Annotated in this window: 18 protein-coding genes and 1 pseudogene; 14 read left to right on the plus strand and 5 right to left on the minus strand. The window is 73.2% G+C overall.

Going from position 1 to position 23,848, the window contains the following annotated elements:
* Positions 1–132 precede the first annotated feature (132 nt).
* Together IEY86_RS27230 and IEY86_RS27235 are read right to left on the minus strand one after the other, a co-directional pair.
* Positions 133–1,233 (minus strand): glycosyltransferase, encoded by a 1,101-nt coding sequence (locus IEY86_RS27230; RefSeq protein ID WP_373287104.1) that lies wholly within the window; start codon positions 1,231–1,233, stop codon positions 133–135.
* Positions 1,200–2,711: a TerD family protein gene (locus IEY86_RS27235; RefSeq protein ID WP_189134570.1), complete on the minus strand. Its 1,512-nt coding sequence runs from the start codon at positions 2,709–2,711 to the stop codon at positions 1,200–1,202. Before IEY86_RS27235 ends, IEY86_RS27230 begins: the two co-directional genes overlap by 34 nt.
* A gap of 174 nt (positions 2,712–2,885) precedes the next feature.
* On the opposite strand from IEY86_RS27235, the gene IEY86_RS27240 reads away from it, so the two are divergent.
* The 10 genes from IEY86_RS27240 to IEY86_RS27285 all read left to right on the plus strand — a co-directional run bounded on the left by IEY86_RS27240 (position 2,886) and on the right by IEY86_RS27285 (position 15,988).
* Positions 2,886–4,037 carry a glycosyltransferase family 4 protein gene (locus tag IEY86_RS27240; RefSeq protein WP_189134517.1) on the plus strand — a complete coding sequence of 384 codons (1,152 nt, stop codon included), beginning with the start codon at positions 2,886–2,888 and terminating at the stop codon, positions 4,035–4,037.
* A 186-nt stretch (positions 4,038–4,223) separates the two neighbouring features.
* The gene (locus tag IEY86_RS27245; RefSeq protein WP_189134518.1) at positions 4,224–5,966 is read left to right on the plus strand and encodes a P-loop NTPase; all 1,743 of its coding nucleotides are present in this window, start codon (positions 4,224–4,226) and stop codon (positions 5,964–5,966) included.
* Positions 5,967–5,977: 11 nt separating this feature from the next.
* Positions 5,978–7,201: a glycosyltransferase gene (locus IEY86_RS27250; RefSeq protein WP_229698802.1), complete on the plus strand. Its 1,224-nt coding sequence runs from the start codon at positions 5,978–5,980 to the stop codon at positions 7,199–7,201.
* Complete coding sequence (locus IEY86_RS27255; RefSeq protein WP_189134519.1) at positions 7,198–8,289, plus strand: GNAT family N-acetyltransferase; 1,092 nt, start codon at positions 7,198–7,200, stop codon at positions 8,287–8,289. Before IEY86_RS27250 ends, IEY86_RS27255 begins: the two co-directional genes overlap by 4 nt.
* Positions 8,290–8,311: 22 nt before the next feature.
* Positions 8,312–9,844 (plus strand): hypothetical protein, encoded by a 1,533-nt coding sequence (locus tag IEY86_RS27260; protein ID WP_189134520.1) that lies wholly within the window; start codon positions 8,312–8,314, stop codon positions 9,842–9,844.
* Positions 9,841–11,076 carry a DegT/DnrJ/EryC1/StrS family aminotransferase gene (locus tag IEY86_RS27265; RefSeq protein ID WP_189134521.1) on the plus strand — a complete coding sequence of 412 codons (1,236 nt, stop codon included), beginning with the start codon at positions 9,841–9,843 and terminating at the stop codon, positions 11,074–11,076. The genes IEY86_RS27260 and IEY86_RS27265 overlap by 4 nt, the downstream gene beginning before the upstream one ends.
* Before the next feature lie 177 nt (positions 11,077–11,253).
* Positions 11,254–11,733, plus strand: coding sequence for a DUF6643 family protein (locus IEY86_RS27270; RefSeq protein WP_189134522.1), 480 nt, complete (start codon positions 11,254–11,256; stop codon positions 11,731–11,733).
* Between the two features lie 99 nt (positions 11,734–11,832).
* The gene (locus IEY86_RS27275; protein WP_189134523.1) at positions 11,833–12,705 is read left to right on the plus strand and encodes an MOSC domain-containing protein; all 873 of its coding nucleotides are present in this window, start codon (positions 11,833–11,835) and stop codon (positions 12,703–12,705) included.
* Positions 12,706–12,746: 41 nt separating this feature from the next.
* Entirely contained in the window at positions 12,747–13,247 is a 501-nt protein-coding gene (locus tag IEY86_RS27280; protein WP_189134524.1) for a pyridoxamine 5'-phosphate oxidase family protein, read from the plus strand.
* 263 nt (positions 13,248–13,510) lie between these two features.
* Positions 13,511–15,988, plus strand: coding sequence for a right-handed parallel beta-helix repeat-containing protein (locus tag IEY86_RS27285; protein WP_189134525.1), 2,478 nt, complete (start codon positions 13,511–13,513; stop codon positions 15,986–15,988).
* 49 nt (positions 15,989–16,037) lie between these two features.
* On the opposite strand, the gene IEY86_RS36815 is transcribed toward IEY86_RS27285, so the two are convergent.
* On the minus strand, positions 16,038–18,569 hold the full coding sequence (locus tag IEY86_RS36815; protein WP_229698806.1) for a hypothetical protein: 2,532 nt from the start codon (positions 18,567–18,569) through the stop codon (positions 16,038–16,040).
* Positions 18,570–18,915: 346 nt separating this feature from the next.
* Between IEY86_RS36815 and IEY86_RS27295 the strand changes: the two genes are divergently transcribed.
* Together IEY86_RS27295 and IEY86_RS27300 are read left to right on the plus strand one after the other, a co-directional pair.
* Positions 18,916–19,764 carry a DeoR/GlpR family DNA-binding transcription regulator gene (locus tag IEY86_RS27295; protein WP_189134526.1) on the plus strand — a complete coding sequence of 283 codons (849 nt, stop codon included), beginning with the start codon at positions 18,916–18,918 and terminating at the stop codon, positions 19,762–19,764.
* Between the two features lie 50 nt (positions 19,765–19,814).
* The gene (locus tag IEY86_RS27300; RefSeq protein ID WP_189134527.1) at positions 19,815–20,315 is read left to right on the plus strand and encodes an SRPBCC family protein; all 501 of its coding nucleotides are present in this window, start codon (positions 19,815–19,817) and stop codon (positions 20,313–20,315) included.
* 72 nt (positions 20,316–20,387) lie between these two features.
* Here IEY86_RS27300 and IEY86_RS27305 read toward each other — a convergent pair whose 3' ends face one another.
* Together IEY86_RS27305 and IEY86_RS27310 are read right to left on the minus strand one after the other, a co-directional pair.
* Entirely contained in the window at positions 20,388–21,251 is an 864-nt protein-coding gene (locus IEY86_RS27305) for a glycerophosphodiester phosphodiesterase (RefSeq protein ID WP_189134572.1), read from the minus strand.
* A 251-nt stretch (positions 21,252–21,502) separates the two neighbouring features.
* Positions 21,503–22,663, minus strand: coding sequence for a PLP-dependent cysteine synthase family protein (locus tag IEY86_RS27310; RefSeq protein WP_373287102.1), 1,161 nt, complete (start codon positions 22,661–22,663; stop codon positions 21,503–21,505).
* Positions 22,664–22,827: 164 nt separating this feature from the next.
* Between IEY86_RS27310 and IEY86_RS27315 the strand changes: the two genes are divergently transcribed.
* Together IEY86_RS27315 and IEY86_RS27320 are read left to right on the plus strand one after the other, a co-directional pair.
* Complete coding sequence (locus tag IEY86_RS27315) at positions 22,828–23,166, plus strand: hypothetical protein (protein ID WP_189134529.1); 339 nt, start codon at positions 22,828–22,830, stop codon at positions 23,164–23,166.
* Positions 23,167–23,398: 232 nt separating this feature from the next.
* Positions 23,399–23,782 (plus strand): annotated as a pseudogene (locus IEY86_RS27320) (ATP-binding protein); the annotation flags it as partial.
* Between the last annotated feature and the right edge of the window lie 66 nt (positions 23,783–23,848).

Here is a 23,848-nt window from a genome sequence, read left to right on the forward strand (position 1 = left end):
ACAAGCCCTCGTGGCACGATCGAGCGACTAACCCCACGATCGGGTGAAGGGTGCCATTTCCGGCGCTGCGGCGCCGAGCGGCGGGCGATCCGGAGGCACGTCCGGCCCCCGGGACCCGGTCCCGCGGTGCCCTCAGCGGTGGGCGACCCGGGCCAGCAACTCCTGCCAGGCGTCCGCCACGACCGAGAGCTCGAACCGCTCCAGGGCGTGCTCGCGCGCCGCCGCGCCGAGTGCCTCCCGGTCGGCGAGCACCCGCTCGAGCGCGGCGGCCAGCGCGTCGGCGTCCCCGGGCTCGGCCAGCGCCCCGGTGCGCCCGTCCACGACCACGTCGCCGACCCAGCCGACGTCGGTCGCCGCCGCGGGGACCGCGGCCAGTGCCGCCTCCACCAGCACACCCGGCACACCTTCGCTGTCGCTGCTCAGCAGCAGGACGTCGGCCGCGCGGTAGACCGTGCCGGGCTCGTCCACGTTCCCCAGGAAGGTCACCCGGCCGGGAGCCGACTCCGCCGCCAGGGCCTCCAGCCGCTCGCGCAGCGGACCGGCGCCCGCCACGGCCAGATGCACACCCTCGCTGCGCGCCACCGCCTCGACGGCGAGGTCCACCCGCTTCTCCGGCGCCAGTGCCCCCACGACCGCCGCCACCGCACCGTCGGGCGGCAGCCCCAGGGCCTCACGGGCCGCCCGGCGCCCGGCCGGATCCGCGGGCGGGAAGCGGTCGGCCCGGCGGGCGTTGGGAATGACCGTCAGCCGGCGCTCGGGCAGCCGGAAGCACTCGCGCAGCACCCCCACGGCACCGGGCGAGATCGCGGCGACCGCGGCCGCGCGGTGCAGCGCGGCGCCCACCCGCAGCCTTCGGGTGCCGCTGCCCGCCCAGTGCCGGGGATCGCCGATATTGACGTAGACGAACGGTGTACGGGCGCCCAGGAGCGCAGCGGCGCAGGCCGGCAGGGTGCTGGAGCCGTGTGCCACGACGACGTCCGCGCGCCGGGCGGCCCGGCGCAACGCGCGCAGGGTCGCCCGGGCGTACCGCTTCGGGCCGAGCACCGGGATGTCCAGCGCGCCGTCCGGGTGCGGCGCGAGGGCGGCGATGGCCGACGCCCCGGCGCGTGCGGACATCTCGCGGTGCAGGTCGTGGGCGAGCAGCTGCGCGCCGCGGCGCCGCGGGTCGGTGACCAGGTGCAGGACCGCTGGGAGTCGGCCTACTTGCGGCCCGGCGTCCAGTTCATCCCCCAGCCGTAGGCGTAGTCGATGGTGCGCTGGGGGCTGATGCCCCGGTCGGGCACCAGGAAGCGGGACTCGCGCTGGACGATCAGCTCACCGTTGACATTGGTGATCGTGGCCAGGGCGCAGACGTTGGAGGGCACGGTGCACTCGTCGAGGGAGAAGTCGATCGGCGCGCCCTGCTGCGGGAAGAGGGTGACGGTCGCGTGGAGGTCGGCGAAGCTTCGGGCGCCCTCGTAGATGTAGACGAAGATCAGGACGCGGCGCAGCAGGTCCTTGTGGTCGAGGTTGATGGTGAGGTTCTCACCGGTGTCGACGGCGCCGGTGCGGTCGTCCCCGTCGAGGTGGATGAACGGGGGCTGGTGCAGCGAGCCGAAGGAGTTGCCCAGCGCCTGGACGATGCCCTTCTCGCCGTTGACCAGCTCGAACATCGCGCACAGGTCGAGGTCGAGGTCGGAGTGCGCGGCGGCGGCGCGGCCGCCCTTGCGGATCCAGCCCTTGAACTGCTTGTGGACCTGCCAGTTGAGGTTGACCTTCATGAAGCCCGAGGTGGCGCCCTGCTTGGTCAGGGAGACGGTGGGGGCGTTCTTGGTCAGCGTGACCTTGGTGAGCTGCACCGGCTGCCCGGGGGCGGGGGCGGGCGGGGGCACATGTCCCTGTCCCGGCTGGACGGGCGGCATCGCCTGGGTGGGCGCCTGGTGCACCGGGGCGCCCGCCGCACCGCCGTAGGAGGGGGCGGGCGGCGGAGGCGGCGGGGCGTTGTAGGACGGCGCGGGCGGCGGCGTGTACTGCGGCGGCGGGGTGTGGGAAGGGGCCGGGGCCGGGGGTGCGTTGTACTGCGGCGCCGGCGGCGGCGTGTTGTAAGAAGGCGCGGGCGGCGGCGTGTACTGCGGCGCGGGAGGCGGTGTGTTGTGGGAGGGGGGCGCAGTGTTGTACGAGGGGGCGGGCGGCGGCTCCGGCGCGCTCGCGGGCTCGTCGTCCACGCTGATGCCGAAGTCCGTGGCCAGGCCCGCGAGGCCGGTGCTGTACCCCTGGCCGACGGCGCGGAACTTCCACGCGCCCTGGCGGCGGTAGAGCTCACCGAGCACGAACGCGGTCTCCACGGTCGCGTCGGCACTGTCGAAGCGGGCGATCTCGGCCCCGTTGGCAGCGTCCAGCACCCGGATGTAGAGGCCCGGAACCTGGCCGAAGGTGCCTCCGTCGGCCGAGGCGGCGAGCACCACCGTGTCGATGGCCGGCTCCACCGCCGCCAGGTTCACGTGCAGGGAGTCGGTCACCGAGGCGCCGGAGGGGCGCTTGCCCTCGTGCCGCACCGCCCCGGAGGAGTGCTGGGCCTGGTTGTAGAAGACGAAGTCGGCGTCGGAGCGCACCTTCCCCGAGGAGAGCAGGAGCGCGGAGGCATCCGCGTCCGGGACTCCCGGCCCGCTCTGCCAGCCCAGCTCCACCCGCACCGCCGGAGCCGGAACCGGAACGTTGGTTCCCTTTTGCATCGACATCCTCGTCCCCTGTTCACCGCCTCGTGCGCACGTACCAGCGCCCGACTCAGAACACTAGCGGAGACCCCCGCCGAAGCGGATCCGGCCGCCGATGCGATTCGGGCAGCGGGTGCGGGCGGCACCTGGAATGCTGGGGCGGTTCCGCGTGTGTCGAGGGGGGTCTTGAGCATGCACGTTCTGCATGTCATCGACAGTGTGAGCCGCACCGGGGGCGCCGAGCAGGCACTGGCCGCCACAGCGCCGCTGCTCGTGCGCTCCGGGGTGCGGCTGGACATCGCGTATCTGCTGCCCAGGGAGGGGCTCCAGGAACAGCTGGCCGCGGCCGGGGCCGCGCTGTTCTGCGTCCACCGGCCGGACCGGCTGCGCACGGCGGCGGCGCTGCGCTCGCTGATCAGGCGACGGCGGCCGGACATCGTTCACACCACGCTGTTCGAGGCGGATCTGCTGGGCCGGGCGGCCGCCAACGCGGCGCGGGTGCCCGTCGTCTCCAGCCTGGTCAACTCCTCGTACGGTCCCGAGCACCTCTCGTCCCCGGGACTTCAGCCCTGGAAGGTGCGCGCCGCCCAGGCGGCGGACGCCGCGACCGCGGTGGGGGTGCGCCGCTTCCACGCGCTCAGCCGCCATGTCGCCTCGGTGATGGCGAAACGGCTGGCGGTCCCCTCACACAGGATCGATGTGATCCCGCGCGGCCGGGACCCCGAGCTGCTGGGGACGGCGACCCCGCAGCGCCGGGCGGCCGTACGGGCGGCGCTGGGGCTGGACGCGCAGACCCCGGTGGTGCTGGCGGCGGCCAGGCAGCAGTACCAGAAGGGCCTCGACGTGCTGGTGGGCTGCTGGCCGATGCTTCGCGAACGGGTGGACGACGCGGTCCTTCTGCTCGCCGGCTGCGAGGGCGCCCAGACGCCTAAGCTGCGTTCCCTGGCGGCGGGGGACCCCTCGGTGGTCTTCCTCGGCCAGCGTTCCGACGTCTACGACCTCATGGCCGCCTCCGACGCGTTCGCGGTGCCCTCGCGCTGGGAGGGACTCGGCAGCGCGGCGATGGAGGCCATGGGTGTGGGGGTGCCGCTGGTGGCGTCGGACGTCCCCGCGCTGCGCGAGACCGTCGGATCGGAGGGGCACGCGCTGCTCGTCCCCTCCGAGCGCCCCGAGGAGTTGCACGACGCCCTCCTGGACACGCTCACGCACCGCGAGGCCGCGCACAAGCGGGCCGCGGCGGCCCGGGAGCACTTCCTGCGCCACTACACCCTCGAGCAGGTCACCGCGGAGATGATCGCCTTCTACCGCGGGGTGCTGGCCCGCGGACCGGAACGCCGCCTGTGACGTGTGAACGCCTGAACACGTCTCGTTATCGCCAAAGTGCTTGCGCGGCGGCGCCATTCGGGGCAAGCATCGCAAAGGGACGGACCACTCGAGTCCGTGGGGGCGGGCTGGGCGGTGCGACGCGGTGAGCGGCGCGGCGCTCGACGAGGAAGACCCGGGGGGCCACCGGTGGAACCTGCACAGCACTTGAGCGTCCTTCGTCGGCGCTGGCGACTGCTGGCGGGCTGTGTGCTGGCCGCGCTGGTCGTCGGCTGGTGGCTGACGCCCGCGAGCCAGGGGCGGGACGAGAGCGCGTGGCAGTCCACGCTCACGGTGGTGCCCGCGCCGGGGTCGGAGGACTCGGTCAAGCTGGACGTGGTGCGCACCTTCGCCACCAGCGAGCAGGTCACGGCGGACGCCGCCAAGCGGCTGGGGCTCAAGGACCCGGCGGTCCTCAAGCCCAGGGTGGACATCTCGGCCGACGCCGAGGCGGGCATGATCACGATAACGGCGACGGGGGCGACCCAGCACGACTCCGAGGCGGTCGCGGGCGCGTTCGCCAAGGCCATGGTGCAGGGCTACCGCAAGAGCCTGCGTGACAGCGCCATGACCTCCGCCGACGAGCGCAGCAAGCAGCTCAAGTCGCTCGGGGACGACATCACGTCGATGCAGGACGACCTCAACGCGTCCCTGGGCTCACGCCGTACGCAGATCAAGGCGCAGTTGGACTCGCTCAACGGGCAGTACAGCGACCTGTACTCCACGATCGCCAAGCTGCGGCAGACCGCGAGGGCGCCGGTGCTCGAGCAGTTCGGCGGCATCAACAGCACGGCGAGCAGCGGCAGTGTGCTCAGCGCCCCGAGCAGCCGTTCGGCGCGCCTGGCCCTGGCGGCCGCGCTGGGACTGGCGCTCGGGCTGGTCGCGGTGCTGATGCTGGACCGGCTCGACACCCGGCTGCGCAGCCGCTCGCAGGCCGAGGAGGCGTTCGGCTTCCCGGTGATCGGGGAGATACCCGTGATGTCGCGCAGGCTCCGCCGCTCGCGCGTACCGGCGGTGGCCTCGAGTCCGGGGGCTCCGGCGGCGGAGGCGTACCGGGCGCTGCGGGCGGCGCTGCTGCTGACCGCTCCGTCGTCGCTGGCCTTTCCCATCGGCGGGCGGCGGGACGACCGCTCCTCGCTGCCGAGGCTGCCGCAGACCGCGCCTGTGGTGCTGGTGGTCTCCGCGCGGCCGGGCGACGGCAGGACGACGACGGTCGCGGAACTGGCGGCCGCGCTCGCGGAGACGGGCCGCTCGGTGCTCGTCCTCGACTGCGACTTCCGGGGCTCGCGGGCCCATGAGCTCCTGGGTGTGGAGCCGGGGCCCGGGATGGCCGAACTCCTCGGCGGGGACGGCGCGGAGGGCCTGAAGGAGGCGATCAGGCCGACCCGGGTGGAGCGGGTGGGCCTGGTGACGGCGGGCAGGCACTCCGGCTATCCGGCCGCGCTCGTGGTGCGGGCGGACGAGGTGCTCGACGAGGCGCGCAAGCACGCCGACGTGGTCCTCGTCGACAGCTCGCCCCTGCTGTACGCCAATGACTCCTACGACCTGGTCGGGCACGCGGACACCGTCCTGCTGACCGCGCGCAGCAGCCATGTGACTCCCGAACAGGCGGGGCGCGTCGGCGAGTTGCTGGCCCGTACCAGTGTGCCGGTGGCCGGTATCGCGCTGACCGCCTCTCCCGGGTCGCCGGGAAGCTCCCCGTGGATCACCCGGCGCCCGTCCGAGACGGTCACCACGGGCGCCGTCACCCCTTTCCCGGCGATGGGCCCGGGCCTGGTGCGCGATCAGGACCGCTCCCGCGCCCAACCGCCCCGCCAGACGGCGGAGGCGGACCCGCCGGACCGGGGCGGGCCGAGCTGGGCCCTGGGCCGGGACGGCACCGCGCCGAAGGCGGAGGGCGACGACCTGTGACCGACCGACCTGTGACCGACGGACCCGTGACCGACGCGGCCGGGATCGAAGCGGCTGTGACCGACAGGCCCCTGACCGACGGCGGGAGGCCGGTGCGGGTGCTCTGGCTCGCCAAGGGGCTCGGCCTCGGGGGCGCGGAGCGCCTGCTGCTCAACTGCGCGCGCCATGTCGACCGGGAGCGCTTCGAGGTGGAGGTCGCCTACGTCCTGCCGTGGAAGGACGCCCTGGCGCCGGATCTGGAGAAGGCGGGGATACCGGTGCACCTGCTGACCGGCGCTCCCGGCCGGCGCGGCCGGGACCCTTTGTGGCCGCTGCGGCTGCGCTCGCTCATGGCCCAGCGCCGCTACGGGCTGGTGCACACGCACATGCCCGTGCCCGCCGTCGCGGCCCGGATGCTGCTGCGCGGGCCCCTGTCGGTGCCGCTGGTGCACACCGAGCACAACATGTGGCAGCGCTACCGCCTGCCGACCCGGATCGCCAACTCTTGGACGTACGGGCGCAACGCGGCCGTGGTCGCGGTCTCGCGGGCAGTGGCCGCGAGCGTGCGGCCGCCCCGGCGGGTCGACCCCGGGCAGTGGCTGAACGTGGTGCACCACGGCCCCGACCTCGGCGGGGCGGCCGGGGGCGCGCAGGCCCGCGCCGAGGCCCGTGAGGCCCTTGGGCTGCCCCGCGAGGGCGTCGTCGTCGGCACGGTGGGCAACCTCACCGCCAAGAAGGACCAGCGCACCCTGCTCGACGCCTTCGCCCTCATGCGCCGCAACCACCCGGAGGCGGCGCTGGTGCTCATCGGCTCCGGCCCGTTGGAGGAGCGGCTGCGCCGGCACGCCTCGTCGCTGGGGCTCGACGGCACCGCGGTCTTCGCGGGATCCCGGCCGGACGTCCCCGCGTTGCTGCCCGCGCTGGACGTGTTCACCCTCAGCTCGCGCCAGGAGGGGCTGCCGGTGGCGCTCATGGAGGCGATGGCCTCCGGACTGCCCTCGGTCGTCACCCGCGTCGGCGGTATGCCGGAGATCGTGGACCAGGGGGTGGAAGGGCTGCTGGTGCAGCCGGGAGACGCCGAGGCGCTGTCCGTCGCGCTGGGCCGGCTCGTCGGCGGTCCGGCGCTGCGAGCCCGGATGTCGGCGGCCGCCCGGGAGCGCGCGCGGCGCTTCGACGCCGAGGGCGCGCAGCGCCGCATCGAGGCCGTCTACGAGCAGGTTCTGGCGGGGCGGCGGAGCACGGGGGTCACCGCGTGAACCGGGGCGCGGCGGACTCCGGGGGGACGCCCGAGGGGTTAGAGATACGGGAGTTGGCGGCCGCCGACGAGCCCGAGGTGCTCGGTCTGCTCAGCACGTCGCTGGCGGGCGGCCCCACCGGGGAGCGCACCTCGGCGTTCTTCTCCTGGAAGCACCGGCGAGGGGTCTTCGGGCCGAGCCCCGGTCTGGTGGCGGTGGCCGACGGCAGGGTGGTCGGCCTGCGGCTCTTCCTGCGCTGGGAGTTCACCCTGTCCGGCAGGACGGTCCGGGCGGTGCGCCCGGTGGACACCGCCACCCATCCGGACTTCCGGGGCCGCGGCATCTTCCGCGCGCTCACGCTGGATCTGCTCGAACAGGTCGCCTCCGGCACCGATGTGGTCTTCAACACCCCCAACGCGAACAGCCTGCCCGGCTATCTGCGGATGGGCTGGCGGCGGGCGGGCACCGTGCCGATCGCCGTCCGCCCCGTCAGACCGGGTGCCTTCGCCGCGGGCCTGGGAGGCCAGCTCTCCCGGCTGCGCGGCGGCCCGCCCCGCCCGGGGGCGGCCTCGGCCCGCGCGACGGCACCCGGGGCCCGTTGCGCCCTGCCGGGCGCCGCGGAGGTCGTCGCTGCCGCGTCCGGGCTCAAGGAACTGCTGCGCGAGCGGGCCGAGGGGGACGAGCGCGCCCGGCCCGCCCGCCTGGGCACCGAGCGGACCCCGGACTTCCTGCGCTGGCGCTACGCCGAGGCCCCCGGTCTGGACTACCGCGCGGTGACGGTGGAGCGCGCGGGAGAGCTCGCCGGGATCGCCTTCTGCCGGCCCCGCGCACGAGGCGGACTCACCGAACTCACCCTGTCCGACGTGGTGGTGCGCCCGGGCGACCGGGAGGCCGCGGCCCGCCTGCTGGCCTCGGTGGCCCGCGGTGGCGGCTGCGACCACGTCGCCACCCACCTCGCCGAGGGCGGCGAGGCGGCGTCGGTGGGGCTGCGCCACGGGTATCTGCCGGTGCCGCGCGCCGGGATGGTGCTCGCCGTGCGGCCGGCCGGGCAGGAGCCGCCACGGGTCCACGGCTGGCGGTTCACCCTCGGCGACCTCGAGGTCTTCTGATGGCTGTGACGGCGGTCCTGTGATGGTGCGGCAGTTCCTGGCGCGGACGGGACGAAGACCCCGGCTGCCGGAGATCCCCTGGCCCTCGCTCATGGCGGGCTCCCTGGTCACCGCCTATGTCGCCGTCTTCGTCTGGGGCATGGAGCACACCTCCTACGACACGTGGGGGGCGCTGCTGATCCTGCCGCTCCTCATGGCCGTCAGCGCCCCGTTCATCGGCCGGATCGCGGCACGCGACCCCGATCCGCGCACCTACCGGCTGCTGATGCTCGCCCTGGCCTTCAAGCTCGTGGCGGCCTTCCCGCGCTTCCTCATGGCCTTCGTGCTCTACGACGGTCAGTCGGACGCGGCGATGTACGACGACAAGGGCCGCGTGCTCGCGGCGCTCTTCCGGCACGGCGTCTTCCAGGCGGACATCGGGCGGCCGGTGGAGGGCACCGGGTTCGTCATCATCCTCACCGGGATCGCCTACACCCTGGTCGGGCCGTCCATCAGCGGAGGGTTCCTGTTCTTCTCCTGGCTGGGGTTCTGGGGCCTGGTGATGTTCTGGCGGGCCGTGCAGATCGGCTTCCCCGCCGCCGACAGCCGCCGCTACGCGCTGTTCGTCTTCTTCCTGCCGTCGCTGCTGTTCTGGCCGTCGAGCATCGGCAAGGACTCGTGGATGATGCTGACGCTGGGCGTCATGGCCTACGGGGCGGCCCGGGTGCTGCGCCGGATGCACGGCGGATTCGCGGTGCTGGCGCTGGGCTCGGTGGGCACGGCCATGGTGCGCCCGCACATCACCCTGCTGGCGGGCGCCGGACTCGGCGTCGCGTACCTGCTCAGGCGCCGCCCGGACAAGGTCTCCGCGCTGGGGCCGATCAAGGCGGTCGCGGGCATCGCCGTGATGGGCGTGGGGATCATGCTGATGCTCCAGCAGGCCAGCGCCTTCTTCGGGTTGGACGGCACGGACTCGCAGGGCGTCTCCCAGGTGCTGTCGGAGACTCAGCGGCGCACCTCGCAGGGCGGTTCCGCCGCGGTGGACGCCTCCGGGGAGGCGGCCGGGTCCGGACCGCCGGTGAACCTGTCGCCGGTGAACCTGCCGATGAACGTGGTCACGGTCCTGTTCCGCCCGTTCCCCTTCGAGGCGCACAACGTCCAGGCGCTCGTCGCGTCCGTGGAGTGCTTCGCCCTGATGATCGTGTTCATCATGTCGTGGGCGAGGCTGCGACGGCTTCCCAAGCTGTTCCTCAAAGAGCCCTACATCGCCTTCACGGCCGTGTACTCCCTGCTGTTCTGCTGGGCCTTCTCCAACATCAACAACCTGGGCATCCTCACGCGGGAGCGGGTGCAGGTTCTGCCCTTGGTCCTGGTGCTGCTGGCGATTCCGCGGCGTGCTCCGGAGGCGGGCACGGCCCGGGGCGCGGCCCGCTCCCAGCCCCTGGCCGGCCCGCACCCGCCGGGCCCTGCGGGGCCGGGCGGCCCGAGAGCCCCGGCCGGCCCGCACTCGGCGTTCCGGTCCCCACCCCCGCCCAGGCCACGTCGGCCGCACCGACCCCGAGAGGTCTCCCGATGACGACGACCGCAACCGCCCTGCCCGCCGCCCTCGGTGGAACACCCGCGTTCCCGGACGGCCTGCCGCTCACGGTCGTGCGGATCCCCCGGCGTGAGGAGGTGCTGGGGCGCATCGACGCGATCCTCGCCGACGGGCGGCTGACCAACGGGCGCACCGTGGCCGCCCTGGAGGAGGAGGCGGCCGGGCTGCTGGACGTACCGCACGTCGTCGCGGTGTCGAACTGCACCTCCGGGCTCATGCTCGTCCTCCAGGCGCTGGAGGTGACCGGACCGGTGGTCATGCCCGGCTTCACGTTCTCCGCCACCGCGCACGCGGCGGTGTGGGCGGGCAGCAGCCCGGTCTTCGCCGAGTGCTCGGCCGACTCGCTGACCCTGGACCCCGACCACGCGGCGCACACCCTGCGCAATGTCGGGGGGACCGCGGTGATGGCCACCCATGTCTACGGGACCCCGTGCCGGGTGGAGCGGCTCCAACAGGCGGCCGACCGGTCGGGGGTGCCGCTGGTCTACGACGCGGCGCACGCCTTGGGCAGCCGGCGGGCCGGGGTGCCCGTGGGCGGCTTCGGGGCGGCCGAGGTGTTCAGCATGAGCCCCACCAAGGTGGCGCCGGCGGGCGAGGGCGGTCTGATCGCCACGCGGAACGAGGCGCTGGCCCGGACCCTGCGGACGGCGCGGGACTACGGCAACCCCGGTGACTACGACTGCCTGTTCGCGGGATTGAACGCTCGAATGTCGGAGCTGCACGCGGCCGTGGGGCTGGCGTCGCTGTCCGGGCTGACGGAGCGGGTGGCGCACCGGGGGGAGTTGGCCGCCGTGTTCGCCGAGGAGGTCAAGGGGCTGCCGGGGCTGCGCTTCCCTGTCGTCGACGAGGGGGACACCTCCACGTTCAAGGACCTCACCCTCGTGATCGACAGGGAGGAGTTCGGCCTCGACGTCCCGTCGCTGGCCACCGCCCTGGGGGCCGAAGGCATCGACACCCGGCGCTACTTCCACCCCCCGGTGCACCGCCAGAAGGCGTACCGGGCGCTCGGGCAGGCCGACCGCCTGCCCCTCACCGACGCCCTGTCGGCAGCCGTGCTCACGGTCCCGCTGTGGTCGCACATGACGGCTGGGACGATGCGCCGCACAGCGGCCGCGGTGGCGAGGATCCAGGACCACGCGGACGAGGTGCGCGCGGCACTGCTCGGTGGTGCGCACGGCCCTCACCAGGACGTTCGACCGGCCGTCGAGTGAGGCCGGGCATCATCCCGAAACCCTGTGCACCACAGGGATTTACACGATGGGAACGTGGTGTGACGACCGTTTTTGACTCATTCGCCATCATTGGCGAACACCAGTCGCCCCAGTCGCACAAATTAGCCCGCTGATCGGACTCCCCACAAAGCACATAGTGGGCTTACCTTATGCCTCATGACCTCCCCCCGCGGCACCTACGGCGGCGGCTACTACGCCTCGTCGGCCTTCTTCCCCGACACCCCGATCTACGACAGGCTCGTCGCCGAGCGGGGCACTCCGCAGATCGCTCCCATCCGCGTCCCCTCGGCCTACGAGGGCAGCAACCTCCCGGCACTGCCGGCGCTGCCCTCCGCGGGCCACTCGTACACGCCTCCGTACGGCATGCAGAACGGTTACCTCGCGGCCGCGCCGCAGCCCGCTCCCTATCAGCAGCAGGCGGCTCCGACGGCGTACATCCCGCAGCAGGCGGGCGCGCCCCGAGGCGGGTACACGGCCGGCGCCCCGTACCAGGCCCAGGCCCAGGGCTACACCAACGGCGGCTACGAGACCGGCCCCATGCGCCCCGTCCCGCCCCGCCCGGTGCCCCCGCGCCAGTCGCCCGCGCCCTACAGCGACGACCCGTACCGCCGCCCCTACCAGGGCCCCGGCTACTGACCCGGGTGGGCGCCCGGTCCGACCGCGAGCGAGCGGCCGGTGTCCGGCCCGAGCAGGGGCCCGGGACCCGCGCCGGGTGCCACCTGGGACGATGGGTCCATGCCAGGACCACGGTCGGCGTCACGGCCGACACCACAGCCGGATCCAGCGCGGCCTTCGCCGCGGCTGAGCGCGATACACGTCTATCCGGTCAAGTCGGCGGCGGGTTTCGACGCCGGCGAAGCGGCCGTTGAGCCGTGGGGGCTCGCCGGGGACCGCAGATGGATGGTGGCCCGGCCGGACGGCCGGTTCACGACTCAGCGCGATCACCCGCGCCTGGCACTGGTGGGCGTGAGCCTGCGCCCGGACGGGTCGCTGGTCCTCGAGGCGCCGGACATGGCGCCGCTGGCCGTGCCGGTTCCCGGGCCCGGGCGGCCGACCGTGCCCGTGCAGGTGTGGGGCTCCTCGTTCGAGGCGGTGCCCGCCGACGAGGCGGCCCACGAGTGGTTCACCCGGTACATCGGCGCGGATCTTCGGCTGATCCATCTCGACGACCCCCTGCGGCGGCCCGTCGACCCGGACTTCGCCCTGCCCGGCGAGACCGTCACCTTCGCCGACGGCTACCCGCTGCTGCTGACCACCACCTCCTCGCTGACGGCGCTGAACGACCTGATCACCGAGGAGCACCAGGAGCCCTCGGCGCTGCCGATGGACCGCTTCCGGCCCAATGTGGTGATCGACGGGACCGAGGCCTGGGCCGAGGACGGCTGGAAGCGGGTGCGGATCGGGGAGGTCGACTTCCGCGTCGCCAAGCCGTGCGGCCGCTGCGTCGTCACCACCATCGACCAGAAGACGGCCCTCAGGGGCGGCGAGCCCCTCAGGACGCTCGGACGCCACCGGCGCTTCGGCAAGGATCTGGTCTTCGGGCAGAACCTGGTGCCGCAGGGCACGGGGACGCTCCGCCTGGGGGACGGGCTGACCGTCCTGGAGTGAGCCGCGGCGGCGTTGTCGGTGGCGGCTGCGACACTGCGGCCATGGCGACATGGCGGCAGTTCGAAGAGGAGAGCCCCGATCTGGCGGCAGCGGTCCAGGCCCGCTTCCGGTCGGCGAAGTCGCATGTCCTGGCCACGCTGCGCCAGGACGGCTCGCCCCGGGTCAGCGGCACGGAAGTGGACTTCAACGGGCCGGACATGACGATCGGCTCGATGCTGGGGGCGGTCAAGGCGCGGGATCTGCGGCGGGACGGGCGCTTCGCCATCCATGCCGCCACCAATGACGACGAGGCTCTGGAAGGCGGTGACGCGAAGGTGGCGGGGTACGCCGTGGAGGTGGTCGGAGACGCCGAGTTGACGGCCGCGGCGCAGGCGGCGGGTCAGACCGATCCCTTCCATGCCTTCCGGCTCGACCTGACCGAGGTGGTGCTCACGTCGCTGGCGCCGGGCGGGCAGGCCCTGCTGATCCAGACCTGGCGCCCCGGCGAGCCGGTGCTGCGCTACGAGCGGCGCAACGACGACCCGGTGCCGCGCCGCCTGTGAGGTGGCGGGCTCCGGGCGGGCGGGTGGTTCCGCGGGGCGGGCGGGCCCGGTAACGACTCGACGCAAAACCGGTCGGTCGGCCGACTCGTGGCCCGCTTCGCCCGGAGACCCCCGCGGCGCGCGATACCGTGGACCGGCCGGTTCCGCGCGGGGCCTCCTCTGGCCGTGGCAGTCGTCGGCAGTCGTCGGCAGTCGTCCGCGGTCACAGCCGGGCGGCGGTCCAGCGGTGGTCCAGTCATATGACGTGGGGGCAAGACAGCACCATGGCACAGAGCGTGGTTCAGGTGACGCATTCGGGCAGTTCCCGGTGGCGTCGCAGGATAGGTGAGTTCGACACGCTCACGGCCGCCCTCGAGGCGGCGGGCGACGGCGACATCGTGTCGGTGCGTCCCGGCACCTACCAGGAGAACGTGGTGGTGGCCCGGGCCGTCACGCTGCGCGGTGCGGACGGCCCGGGGACGGTACGGATCGCTCCCGCGGGTGGTGTGGCGCTGACCGTGCGCGCCTCGGCAACCGTCCAGGACCTCCACGTCGAGGGCCAGGACACCTCGGCGCCCGCCGTTCTCGTCGAGGGTGCCTCTCCCGAGCTGTCCGACGTGCGCGTGGTGACCCACTCCGCGGTCGGCATAGAGGTGAGGAACGGAGCCAGGCCCACCGTCCGCCGCTGCACCGTGGAGAACCCGGCGGGCCTCGGCGTCAGCGTCCTCGACCGCTCGGGCGGACTGTTCGAGGAGTGCGAGGTCGTCAGGGCCGGGCAGACCGGCTTCTCGGTGCGCGCGGGCGCCTCGCCCCGTCTTGAGCGCTGCCGGATCCACCATGCCTCGGGCGCCGGGCTCGCGGTCTCCGGGGAGGAGACCACGGCCGAGGCGGCGGGCTGCGAGATCTACGAGATCACGGGGACGGGCGTCCAGGTGACCGCGCGGGCCACCGGGCGGCTGGCCGACTGCGAGGTGCACCGCACCAGCGCCGACGGGATCACCCTGGACACCGACGCCGTGCTGACCATGACGGACTCCCGGGTGCACGACGTCCCCGAGAACGCGATCGATCTGCGGTCTCGCTCGGTCCTGACGCTGCACCGCACCGCCGTCCGCCGGTTCGGGCGCAACGGCCTGTCGGTGTGGGACCCCGGCACACGGGTGGACGCCAACGACTGCGAACTCCACGACAGCACCGGCGACTACCCGGCCGTGTGGATCAGCGACGGCGCGGTGGCCACGCTCGACTCGTGCCGCGTGCACGACGTCCCGGACGCCCTGTTCGTGCTCGACCGGGGGTCGCGGGCGGACGTGGTGGACAGCGATCTGGCGCAGGTGCGCAACACCGCCGTGTCGGTGAGCGACGGCGCCACCGTCCAGCTCGACGACTGCCGGATCCGCGAGGCGGCGACGGGCGCGTGGTTCCGTGACCACGGAAGCGGCGGCGTGCTGTCGTCGTGCACCATCGAGTCCACCTCGACCGGCGTCATCGTCACCAAGGGTGCCGATCCCACGGTCGAGCGGTGCACCGTCAGCTCCCCGTCCGAGGCCGGCTTCTACGTCTCCGCGGGCGGGCGGGGCACCTTCCAGGACTGCACGGTCACCGGCAGCCGGGGATACGGCTTCCATGTGACGGACGGCTCGAGGACCGCCCTGCACCGCTGCCGTACGGAGCGGTGCGCCCGCGGCGGATACGAGTTCGCCGAGGGCGGCGCCGTCGCCGAGGACTGCACGAGCGACGAGAGCGCGGAGCGGCGCTCGGTCTCGGCCGACCCGCTTGCCTCGGGGGTGGCAGGCGCCAAGCGCGGCGACCACCACCCGGGCGGCACCGCGACCGCGGCGCAGAGCGCGCCGGTGGCCCACGGGGTGCTGGGGTCGGTGCCCGCCCAGCGGTCGGCCGAGCCCGAGCCGGCCTCGGCGGGCGCGCCCGCGACAACGCCCGTCCCGGGGGCGCGCGCGTCGGACGAGGTGCTGGGCGAGCTGGAGGCGCTGGTCGGCCTCACCACCGTCAAGCAGGAGGTGCGAGCGCTGATCGACCTGATCGCGGTCGGGCGCCGACGGCAGAAGGCCGGGCTCAAGGCGCCCTCCCTGCGGCGGCATCTGGTGTTCACGGGCTCTCCCGGCACCGGCAAGACCACGGTGGCCCGGCTCTACGGCGAGATCCTGGCCGCGCTCGGCGTGCTGGAGCGCGGGCACCTGGTGGAGGTGGCCCGTGTGGACCTGGTGGGCGAGCACATCGGATCCACCGCGATCCGCACCCAGGAGGCATTCGAACGGGCGCGCGGCGGGGTGCTGTTCATCGACGAGGCCTACGCGCTGGCCCCGGAGGACGGGGCCCGCGACTTCGGCAGGGAGGCCATCGACACCCTGGTGAAGCTCATGGAGGACCACCGTGACGCCGTGGTCGTCATCGTGGCCGGGTACACCGCCGAGATGAAGCGGTTCCTGTCCTCCAACCCCGGTGTGGCCTCGCGTTTCTCACGGACGATCACCTTCGCCGACTACTCCCCCGAGGAGTTGCTGGAGATCGTGGAGCAGCAGGCGGTCGAGCACGAGTACCGGCTCGGCGAGGGCGCGGCCGAGGCACTGCTGAAGCACTTCACGGCCATGCCGAAGGGCCCGGCGTTCGGCAACGGCCGCACCGCCCGCCAGACCTTCGAGGCGATGGTGGAGCGCCATGCCGGGCGGCTGGCCTCGGTGGCCGACCCCAGCACGGAGGAGCTCCAACTGCTCTACCGCGAGGACCTTCCTCCGCTGCTGTGAGCCCTCGGGCGCCCTTGCCGACAGGGCGCCCCGGGCCGGCGGGTGCCCGCTACGTCCTCTCGGCCTTCTGGGTCGGCACACCCGGCCCCGTGCCGTCGGGCGGGGCCGGATCCGTCGTGCTGGACGCTCCCCTGTCCGCGCCCTCGAGCATGAGCTGTTCGAGCAGGGCGGAGCGGGCCACGGCGAACGCCGGGTCGTCGCGGTAGTCGTGGTGCCCCAGGATCGGGCAGGGCAGCGGGAACTCCTCGGTGCGCCCGTAGGAGGCGGGGTCCGGCAGCGGACCGGTGTCCACGGGCGGTCCGCTGCCACTGGGCGCCACCTTGACCGGCCCGCCGATCGGGTCGGTCCTGCGCCACAGGTTCTTCCACGCGTGGAGTTCCCCGCTCAGCTCGTCCAGCTCGGTGGGTCCCAGGTAGGCGGGGAAGTAGCGGCCGTAGAGCCGCTCCAGGGGTGAGCCGTAGGTCAGCAGGGCCACCCGGTCGCGGGTCCGGGTGTCCAGCTGCCACGCGGCGGCCGCGGCCAGGACGGTCCCCTGCGAGTGGCCGGACAGCACAAGCCTGCGGCCGTGCTCCCTGGTCCAGGTGACCATCCGCCAGGTCAGATCGGGCACGGCCCGCTCCGCGTAGCAGGGCGGCGCGAACGGGTGGGCGGCCCGAGGCCAGAAGGTGCCGACGTCCCACAGGATCCCCACCGTCCGCCGGGCCCCGGCGTCCCGGTAGGCGCGCCGCCCGAGCGTCACCAGCAGGAGCACGGCGGCGCCGATGAGCCAGGACCCGAGGGCCTGCGAGGTCTGGGCGAGCCCGGCGACGATGACGGCCGTTCCCCGTGCGGCGTCACCCGGTATCTCGTGCGTCGCCATGGAACCGAAGACCGCGACGGCGCCGAGCGCGAAAGTGGCCAGCGCACCCGTGGCGACCAGCGCGGGCGCCTTGTCGGTGAGCCCGGCGCGCACATCCGCCCGCGCGATCTGCCGGGTACGGGCGGGCTGTTCGGGCTCACCGGGGTGGCTGCGCCGGACCCGGTCGATCTCCCGGGCGCGTGCGCGCCAGTACTGGACGGCGACCACGGCGAGCAGGACGAGGAGCACCGCCAGGACGGGCGGGATGACGGACGCCTGCCAGATGAGGATCACCGGTGGGCCGGTGATCAGGCCGTGCTCCTGGCCGGGGGTCGCCCCCCGGTCCAGCCAGTCGGCGACCCGCTGGGCCGTTCCGGCGGACATCAGTGCGCCGAGCGCACAGGCGATCATCGCCACGGCGGGGCCGCCGAGGCCGTGCAGGACGGTCCGGCCGCAGGTGCGCGAGTCGTGCATCCACCAGGCGACGAAGGCCAGGAGCACGACCAGGACGCCCTGGACGACGGCGATGCCGGTGAAGACATCGGCTCCGGGCGCCCAGCCGCCGGAGCGCCACCGGCCGCGGTCCCATCCGGCGTAGAGCGCGGCGAGCACGGCGCCGCCGAGCGCGAACCCGGGCAGCGCCCGGACCGCGTACCGGTCCACCACCTCGTCGGCCGACTCCTCGCTGCGCCCGCTGCGGTCGAGGACGAGCAGGACCGCGCCGCTCAGCAGGATCAGCACGGCGGCCAGCGCCCAGCCGAGCCCCACCAGGAGTCCGTGCCCGGAGGCGTGGTCACGGCGTATGGCGGGCAGCAGGAGCGCCGCGGCCACCGTCAGGAAGCCCGCCGCGGTGTGCGAGGCGCGCAGCCTCGCCACCAGTCGGCGCCCGTACCAGAAGCCGGGCAGCGCCAGTGCGGGAACACCCGGACCGCACCTCGGACCATCCGGAGCCGGGCCGCCGGGAGCCGGACGGTCAGGAGCCGGACCGCTGGTGGCAGGGCCGCCGCGAGCCGACCCGTCGGAACGCCCGCCGCCGGAACGCCTGTCGTCGGAACTGCGGCCGTCGGGACGCCTTTCGCCGACCGCGCCCGGCAGCACGGGCTTCTGGGACTCGTAGGCGCTCCATGTGCGGTGCGAGAGCCACCACAGGAGCAGGGTGATCGCGATCGGCACGACGGAGGCGAGCGCCATACGGCGACCGGGCGGGCTCCACCAGCCTCCCCGGTCCGCGGCGAGGAACCCGAGCCACGCCTTGTGGTCGGCACACCCCGGGGTACCCGCGCACTGCCAGGCCACCAGGTCGATGGAGACTTCGCAGGCGGCTGCCACCAGCAAAACGGTCAACGACAGGGCCGCCAGGCGCACCAGCAGGTCGTAGGAGCGGTCGAGCCGCTCGCGGCGGCGCCCGGAGGGGGGCCGCATCCAGTGCGCGAGGTTGACGACCATGAACGGCAGCAGGAGCAGCCACATGGCGCGGCTGGAGTTGCCGGAGGTGAGGTTGGACCAGCAGTACGCCTCGGGCACGGCCGTGCCCCGGTAGTCGTCCGGGCGGGCCTCGGCGTCGTGGTCGTCGGTCCTGCGGTGCAGTCCGGCGGTGCCGTCCCCGCCGACCCGCACGGTCCTGGGATCGCCCAGCATCAACTCCGGCGTGGTCCCGCCCACTCCGTGGACGAGCAGTTCCAGCGCCAGTGGCGGCCGCCCGCCCCCGGCGGACGGCGTCGAAGTGGCGTGCGGCGTGGACATGGTGGGCGGCGTGGACGTGGTGGAGACCTGATGAGGCCGCTCCTGCGATGGCGTCGCCATCGAGATCACTCTCCCCCGACATTGCGTGCACTCTCCGTAAGGATCCCGAAAGTTCGGCCCTCCTACACCCGTCACGGCGGATGCCGCAGCAAATCGTGACAATGCGTGGGCCGCGGGCTACGGACGGCGGCGGTGACGGCACCCGCGCCCACCCCTGCGATCAGGGCGTGCGGATGGGTCGTACAGGCATTTGCCGCATGGGAGGATGGCCGCGTCGCACCGGGCCGGTCCGCTGCGGCCGGGCCGTCCACGAGCGGGCCGCGTGAGAGAAGGGACGGGGCGCAGCTTGAGCGACAATCAGAACCTCCTCGCCGAGCAGCGGCGCGCCCTGATCCTCGACGAGGTGCGCCGCAGGGGCGGTGTGCGCGTCAATGAGCTGACCCGCAAGCTGAACGTCTCCGACATGACCGTGCGCCGCGACCTCGACGCCCTCGCCCGCCAGGGTGTGGTGGAGAAGGTGCACGGCGGCGCCGTTCCGGTGGTGGACGCCAGCAGCCACGAGCCGGGCTTCGAGGCCAAGTCGAGCCTGGAGATGTCGGCGAAGGAGGCCATCGCCAAGGCGGCGGCGGAACTGGTGGTGCCGGGCAGCGCCATCGCGCTCTCGGGCGGCACGACGACGTTCGCGCTGGCCCAGCATCTGCTGGATGTGCCCGATCTGACCGTGGTGACCAACTCGGTGCGCGTCTCGGACGTCTTCGACTCGGCCCAGCGGCGCAGCTCTCAGGGCCCGCATCCGCACGGCGCTCCGGGCGCGGCCACCGTGGTGCTGACCGGCGGTGTCCGCACACCGTCCGATTCGCTCGTGGGACCGGTGGCGGACCGGGCGATCCGGAATCTGCACTTCGACCTTCTCTTCCTGGGTGTGCACGGGATCTCGGTGGAGGCGGGGCTGTCCACGCCGAATCTCGCGGAGGCGGAGACCAACCGGCGCTTCGTGCAGTCGGCGCGGCGCGTGGTCGTGGTGGCCGACCACACCAAGTGGGGCACCGTGGGCCTGAGCTCGTTCGCACCGATCGCCGAGGTTGACACGCTGGTGACCGACTCCGGGATGCCGCAGTCGGCGCGCGAGGAGATCTCCGAGCATCTGCGTGAGCTCGTGATCGCGGGAGAGCCCCGCCCGGCCGACGACACCTGACGCCTTATCAGGTATTGTCCGGGACCCGGACTCGCGGTGAGGGGTGGACGGTGCGGCGGCTGCGCGGTGAGGAACTGGACTTCGTCGAACGGGCTCCGGTCCGGCTGGTGTTCGCGCGCCAAGCCGCCGCGGCGCCGGAAGAGGTGTTCCACGCGCTGGTGGACGATCCCGGGGACTGGCCCCGGTGGTTCCGCTCGATCGCCTCGTGCTCGTACCGGGGCGGTGGTCCGTGCGAGGTGGGCACCCGGCGGCTGGTGCGGCTGCGGGCGGGAGTGAGCTTCGAGGAGACGGTCCTTGCCTGCGACGAGCCGGGCCGGTTCGTCTACCGCGTCGACGCCACGAACGCCCCCGGGCTCAGGGCGCTGATGGAGCGGTGGCGGCTCACCCCGGCGGGCCCGGGCGGCACACGGGTGGAGTGGACCTTCGCCGCCGACGCCTCCGCCCCCACCGCGCTCTTCCTGAGGGCGGCTAGGGCGGGTGTCGGCCGGTCGTTCCACGGCGCGGTCACCGCCCTGGAGCGGCGGCTCGCCGAGGCCCGGACCCGGCCGTAGCCCCCACGGACACGGGCCCGTGACCGCCCGTACGCGGCCGCGCGCCCCCGCGCGGCCGGTCCCGGCCGCGGCTCAGCGCGCGAAGGCCGCCTCGGGCATCCGGACGGCGTCGAGCACCATGTCCGGCCGGTTGGTGATCAGGCCGTCGACCCCGTTGGCGACCACCCTCCGGACCGTCGCCACGTCGTTGACCGTCCAGGTACTGACCCGCAGCCGCTTGCCGTGCGCGCCCCTGACGTCATGGAGAGCGGAGACATAGGCGGAGGTGGCGTCCTTGGCGCGAGGGTTGACCCCGTCGGTGAACCACGCGTACCGGTAGACGTCGCTGAGGTCGGGCGTGCCCAGCAGAGCGGTCCTCACCATGGGCCGGAAGACATGGAAGGTCGCCAGGCTGTCCACGTCGAAGCTCTGGACGATCAGACGCTTTCTGACATGGGCACGGTCCAGCCAGCCCAGTCGGCCGAGCTCGTGGGCGATCTCGGCCTCGATACCGGGGTAGAGCCCGGGCTCCTTGATCTCCAGCAGGAGCCCCTGGCCGGTGTGGTCCAGCTCGGCGAGGTACTGCTCGAGGGTGGGCACGCGCTCACCCCGGAACCGGGCGTCGAACCAGCTGCCCGCGTCCAGCCTCTCGATCTCCGCGAGGGTGAAGTCCCCGACGTTCCACGGGGCCCGCCGGGGGAAGACCTTCTCGACGTCGGTGGTGCGCTTCAGCGTGCTGTCGTGGATGACGACGAGCCCGCCGTCCTTGGTGCGCTGGACGTCGTTCTCCACCCACCGGGCGCCGAGGCGCCGGGCGAGCCGGACGGCCGCGAGGGTGTTCTCGGGGGCGTCGGCGCTGGCTCCCCGGTGGGCGAAGACGGTGGGCTCGTGCCGTGCGGCCCCTTCCCCCGGCGACACCGCCCCTCTCGACACCTCCCCAAGCGACACCGCCCCCATGGACGCCGTCCCTCTCGACACCTCCCCAAGCGACGCCGTCCCCCTCGGGTTCGCCTCCATGGCGTTCGGCCCCGCGACCCCGACCCGGGCATGGGAGCGCGCCTGCGCCTGCGGGACGCCGGCGAACAGCATGGCGCAGCCCATCAGCACGGCCCAGCCGCAGCTAGCGATACGTCGCAACATTCGGGCCCCTCACGTCGGTCGGTCGCATCCAGGCCGTTGAGCCCCGGCGGGCGGGCGGCACCGGTCGGTCAGCAGGGCCACGCCCCGGTGTCGAGGAATCCTTCTACGGCCTTCGCGTAAGGCGTGATGTCCATGCCCTGCTCGGCCAGCCAGGCGTCGGAGTAGTACTTGTCGAGATAGCGGTCGCCCGGGTCGCAGATCAGCGTGACCACGCTTCCGGTACGACCGGCGGCCAGCATCTCGGCGATGATCTTGAACGAGCTCCACAGGCCCGTTCCGGTGGAGCCTCCCGCGCGTATGCCCATACGCCGCTCCAGGGCGCGCACGGAGGCGACGGTGGCCGCGTCGGGGACCTTCATCATCCGGTCTATCGCGCCCGGCACGAAGCTGGGCTCCATCCGGGGCCGCCCGATGCCCTCGATCCGCGATCCCGACTCGCAGGAGACCTCGGGATCACCCGCCACCCAGCCGTCGAAGAAGCAGGAGTTCTCCGGGTCGGGCACGCAGACGAGAGTGTCGTACTGCATGTAGTGCACATAGCGGGCGATCGTCGCCGAGGTGCCTCCGGTGCCGGCGGTGGCCACGATCCACGCGGGCTCGGGATACCGCTCCAGGCGGAGCTGCTGGTAGATCGATTCCGCGATGTTGTTGTTGCCGCGCCAGTCGGTGGCCCGCTCGGCGTAGGTGAACTGGTCCATGTAGTGGCCGCCGGTCTCCCTCGCGAGGCGTGCGGACACCTCGTAGACCGTCCTGGGATCGTCCACCAGATGGCATTGGCCGCCGTGGAACTCGATGAGCCGGGTCTTCTGCGCGCTCGTCGTGCGCGGCATCACCGCGATGAACGGCACGCCGATGAGCCCCGCGAAGTACGCCTCGGACACCGCCGTGGAGCCGCTGGAGGCCTCGATCACGGGGGCGCCCGGCCGGATCCAGCCATTGCAGAGGCCGTAGAGGAACAGTGAGCGGGCCAGCCGGTGCTTGAGGCTGCCGGTCGGGTGCGTCGACTCGTCCTTCAGGTAGAGGTCGATGCCCCACGCCTCGGGGAGCGGGAATCGCAGCAGGTGGGTGTCGGCGGAGCGGTTGGCGTCGGCCTGCACCTTGCGGACGGCCTCCTTGAGCCATTCGCGGTAGCCCGGATCGGAGCGGTCCACATCGGCCGTCCGGCGGACGGCGGGCCCGGGGACCTCGTCCGCGACGCCGCCCGCCCCTGCGCTTTGCCGTACCGCCACTTCGTGCCGCCTTCCTTCCTCAACCGGTGCGAACCACCTCGGTGGCGCCACGATCATATGCAGGCTGTCGCGAACCCGCCGCCGCGAGCACTGGCAATCACCCCATGCGCCCGGCAGACTTCCCAGCAAGGCGTAGTCAGCCGAGACCTCGCGGGGGTGTGACCATGGCTGAGCCCGAGTTCAGCGCAACGGGAGTACAGATCGGCAAGTGGCTCCGACCGCTGACCCGAGCCGGACAGGTGCTCATCACCGATGGGCGGCTGAGGCTGCTGACCAGCCGGGGGACGGAGATCGACAGTGCCCCCGTGGAGAGGGTGCAGGCCGGCATTCCGTGGTTCGGGGCACGCTGCAGCGCCCGGGCCACCGTCAATGGAACCCGCTATCTCATCTCGATCGGCGATCGCGCCTCGGCCGCCCGTGCCGGAGAGACGCCCGAGCAGGGCGCCCAGCGCACGGTGCGGAGCTTCCTCGACGCCCTTCGCCAGGCCAGACGCTCCTCCTAGCCTTCAGCTCTCGACCCCTTGGCCCCTGGCCCCTTGACTCCTTGGCTCCTTCGGGGTGTCGGCCGACGGCCACTCAGGGGGCGCGCACCGGACGAGGACGCGCCCCGGAAACTTCTGTTACGTGATGTTACGGGAGTTGCACTGTGAGTCCATTGGGGCGAATCTGGTCTAAGAGCGCGGATTATCTGGTATGTCGCAGTGCGGGTTCTCCCATGCGGAGGGAGTCGCAGTCGTGATCACGGACCTGGCCAGGCGATGCGAGCTGAACTTCGAGGCCGCGCCGCCGCGATTCGGGCAAGTACGGCGCATTGTGCAGGCGCAACTGCGGTACTGGCACCTTGACCCACTGATAGACCCGGCTCTGCTGGGGATCACCGAGCTCCTCGCGAATGTCCACAAGCACGCGCAGCCCGACAAGCGCTGCACCGTCGAAATGGTGCACATGGCCGGGTGTTTGACGGTCTCGGTGCACGACGGGGACCCCCGGCTGCCGCAGGCGATCGCGTCGCCGACGCTGGCGACGTACGGCCGCGGCATCGCCATCGTCGCGGCGGTGAGCCGGGAGTGGGGAGCCTGGCCGCAGGACACAGGGGGCAAGACGGTGTGGTTCACCCTCACCGAGGACGACCCCGTCATCTCGCTCAACTGATCCGGCACGGTCACCTGGCTCAACCGAGTCGCG

Origin of the sequence: Wenjunlia tyrosinilytica (assembly GCF_014646055.1) — a bacterium.
GTDB classification, from domain to species: domain Bacteria; phylum Actinomycetota; class Actinomycetes; order Streptomycetales; family Streptomycetaceae; genus Wenjunlia; species Wenjunlia tyrosinilytica.

What these genes read in the sequence shown, in the direction of transcription:
- IEY86_RS27275 (WP_189134523.1), top strand. Translation starts at nt 11,833, where the DNA reads ATGCCAGGACCACGGTCGGCGTCACGGCCGACACCACAGCCGGATCCA.
- IEY86_RS27265 (WP_189134521.1), top strand. Translation starts at nt 9,841, where the DNA reads ATGACGACGACCGCAACCGCCCTGCCCGCCGCCCTCGGTGGAACACCC.
- IEY86_RS27240 (WP_189134517.1), top strand. Translation starts at nt 2,886, where the DNA reads ATGCACGTTCTGCATGTCATCGACAGTGTGAGCCGCACCGGGGGCGCC.
- IEY86_RS27235 (WP_189134570.1), bottom strand. Translation starts at nt 2,711, where the DNA reads ATGCAAAAGGGAACCAACGTTCCGGTTCCGGCTCCGGCGGTGCGGGTG.
- IEY86_RS36815 (WP_229698806.1), bottom strand. Translation starts at nt 18,569, where the DNA reads ATGTCCACGCCGCACGCCACTTCGACGCCGTCCGCCGGGGGCGGGCGG.
- IEY86_RS27280 (WP_189134524.1), top strand. Translation starts at nt 12,747, where the DNA reads ATGGCGACATGGCGGCAGTTCGAAGAGGAGAGCCCCGATCTGGCGGCA.
- IEY86_RS27270 (WP_189134522.1), top strand. Translation starts at nt 11,254, where the DNA reads ATGACCTCCCCCCGCGGCACCTACGGCGGCGGCTACTACGCCTCGTCG.
- IEY86_RS27260 (WP_189134520.1), top strand. Translation starts at nt 8,312, where the DNA reads ATGGTGCGGCAGTTCCTGGCGCGGACGGGACGAAGACCCCGGCTGCCG.
- IEY86_RS27305 (WP_189134572.1), bottom strand. Translation starts at nt 21,251, where the DNA reads ATGGGGGCGGTGTCGCTTGGGGAGGTGTCGAGAGGGGCGGTGTCGCCG.
- IEY86_RS27285 (WP_189134525.1), top strand. Translation starts at nt 13,511, where the DNA reads ATGGCACAGAGCGTGGTTCAGGTGACGCATTCGGGCAGTTCCCGGTGG.
- IEY86_RS27315 (WP_189134529.1), top strand. Translation starts at nt 22,828, where the DNA reads ATGGCTGAGCCCGAGTTCAGCGCAACGGGAGTACAGATCGGCAAGTGG.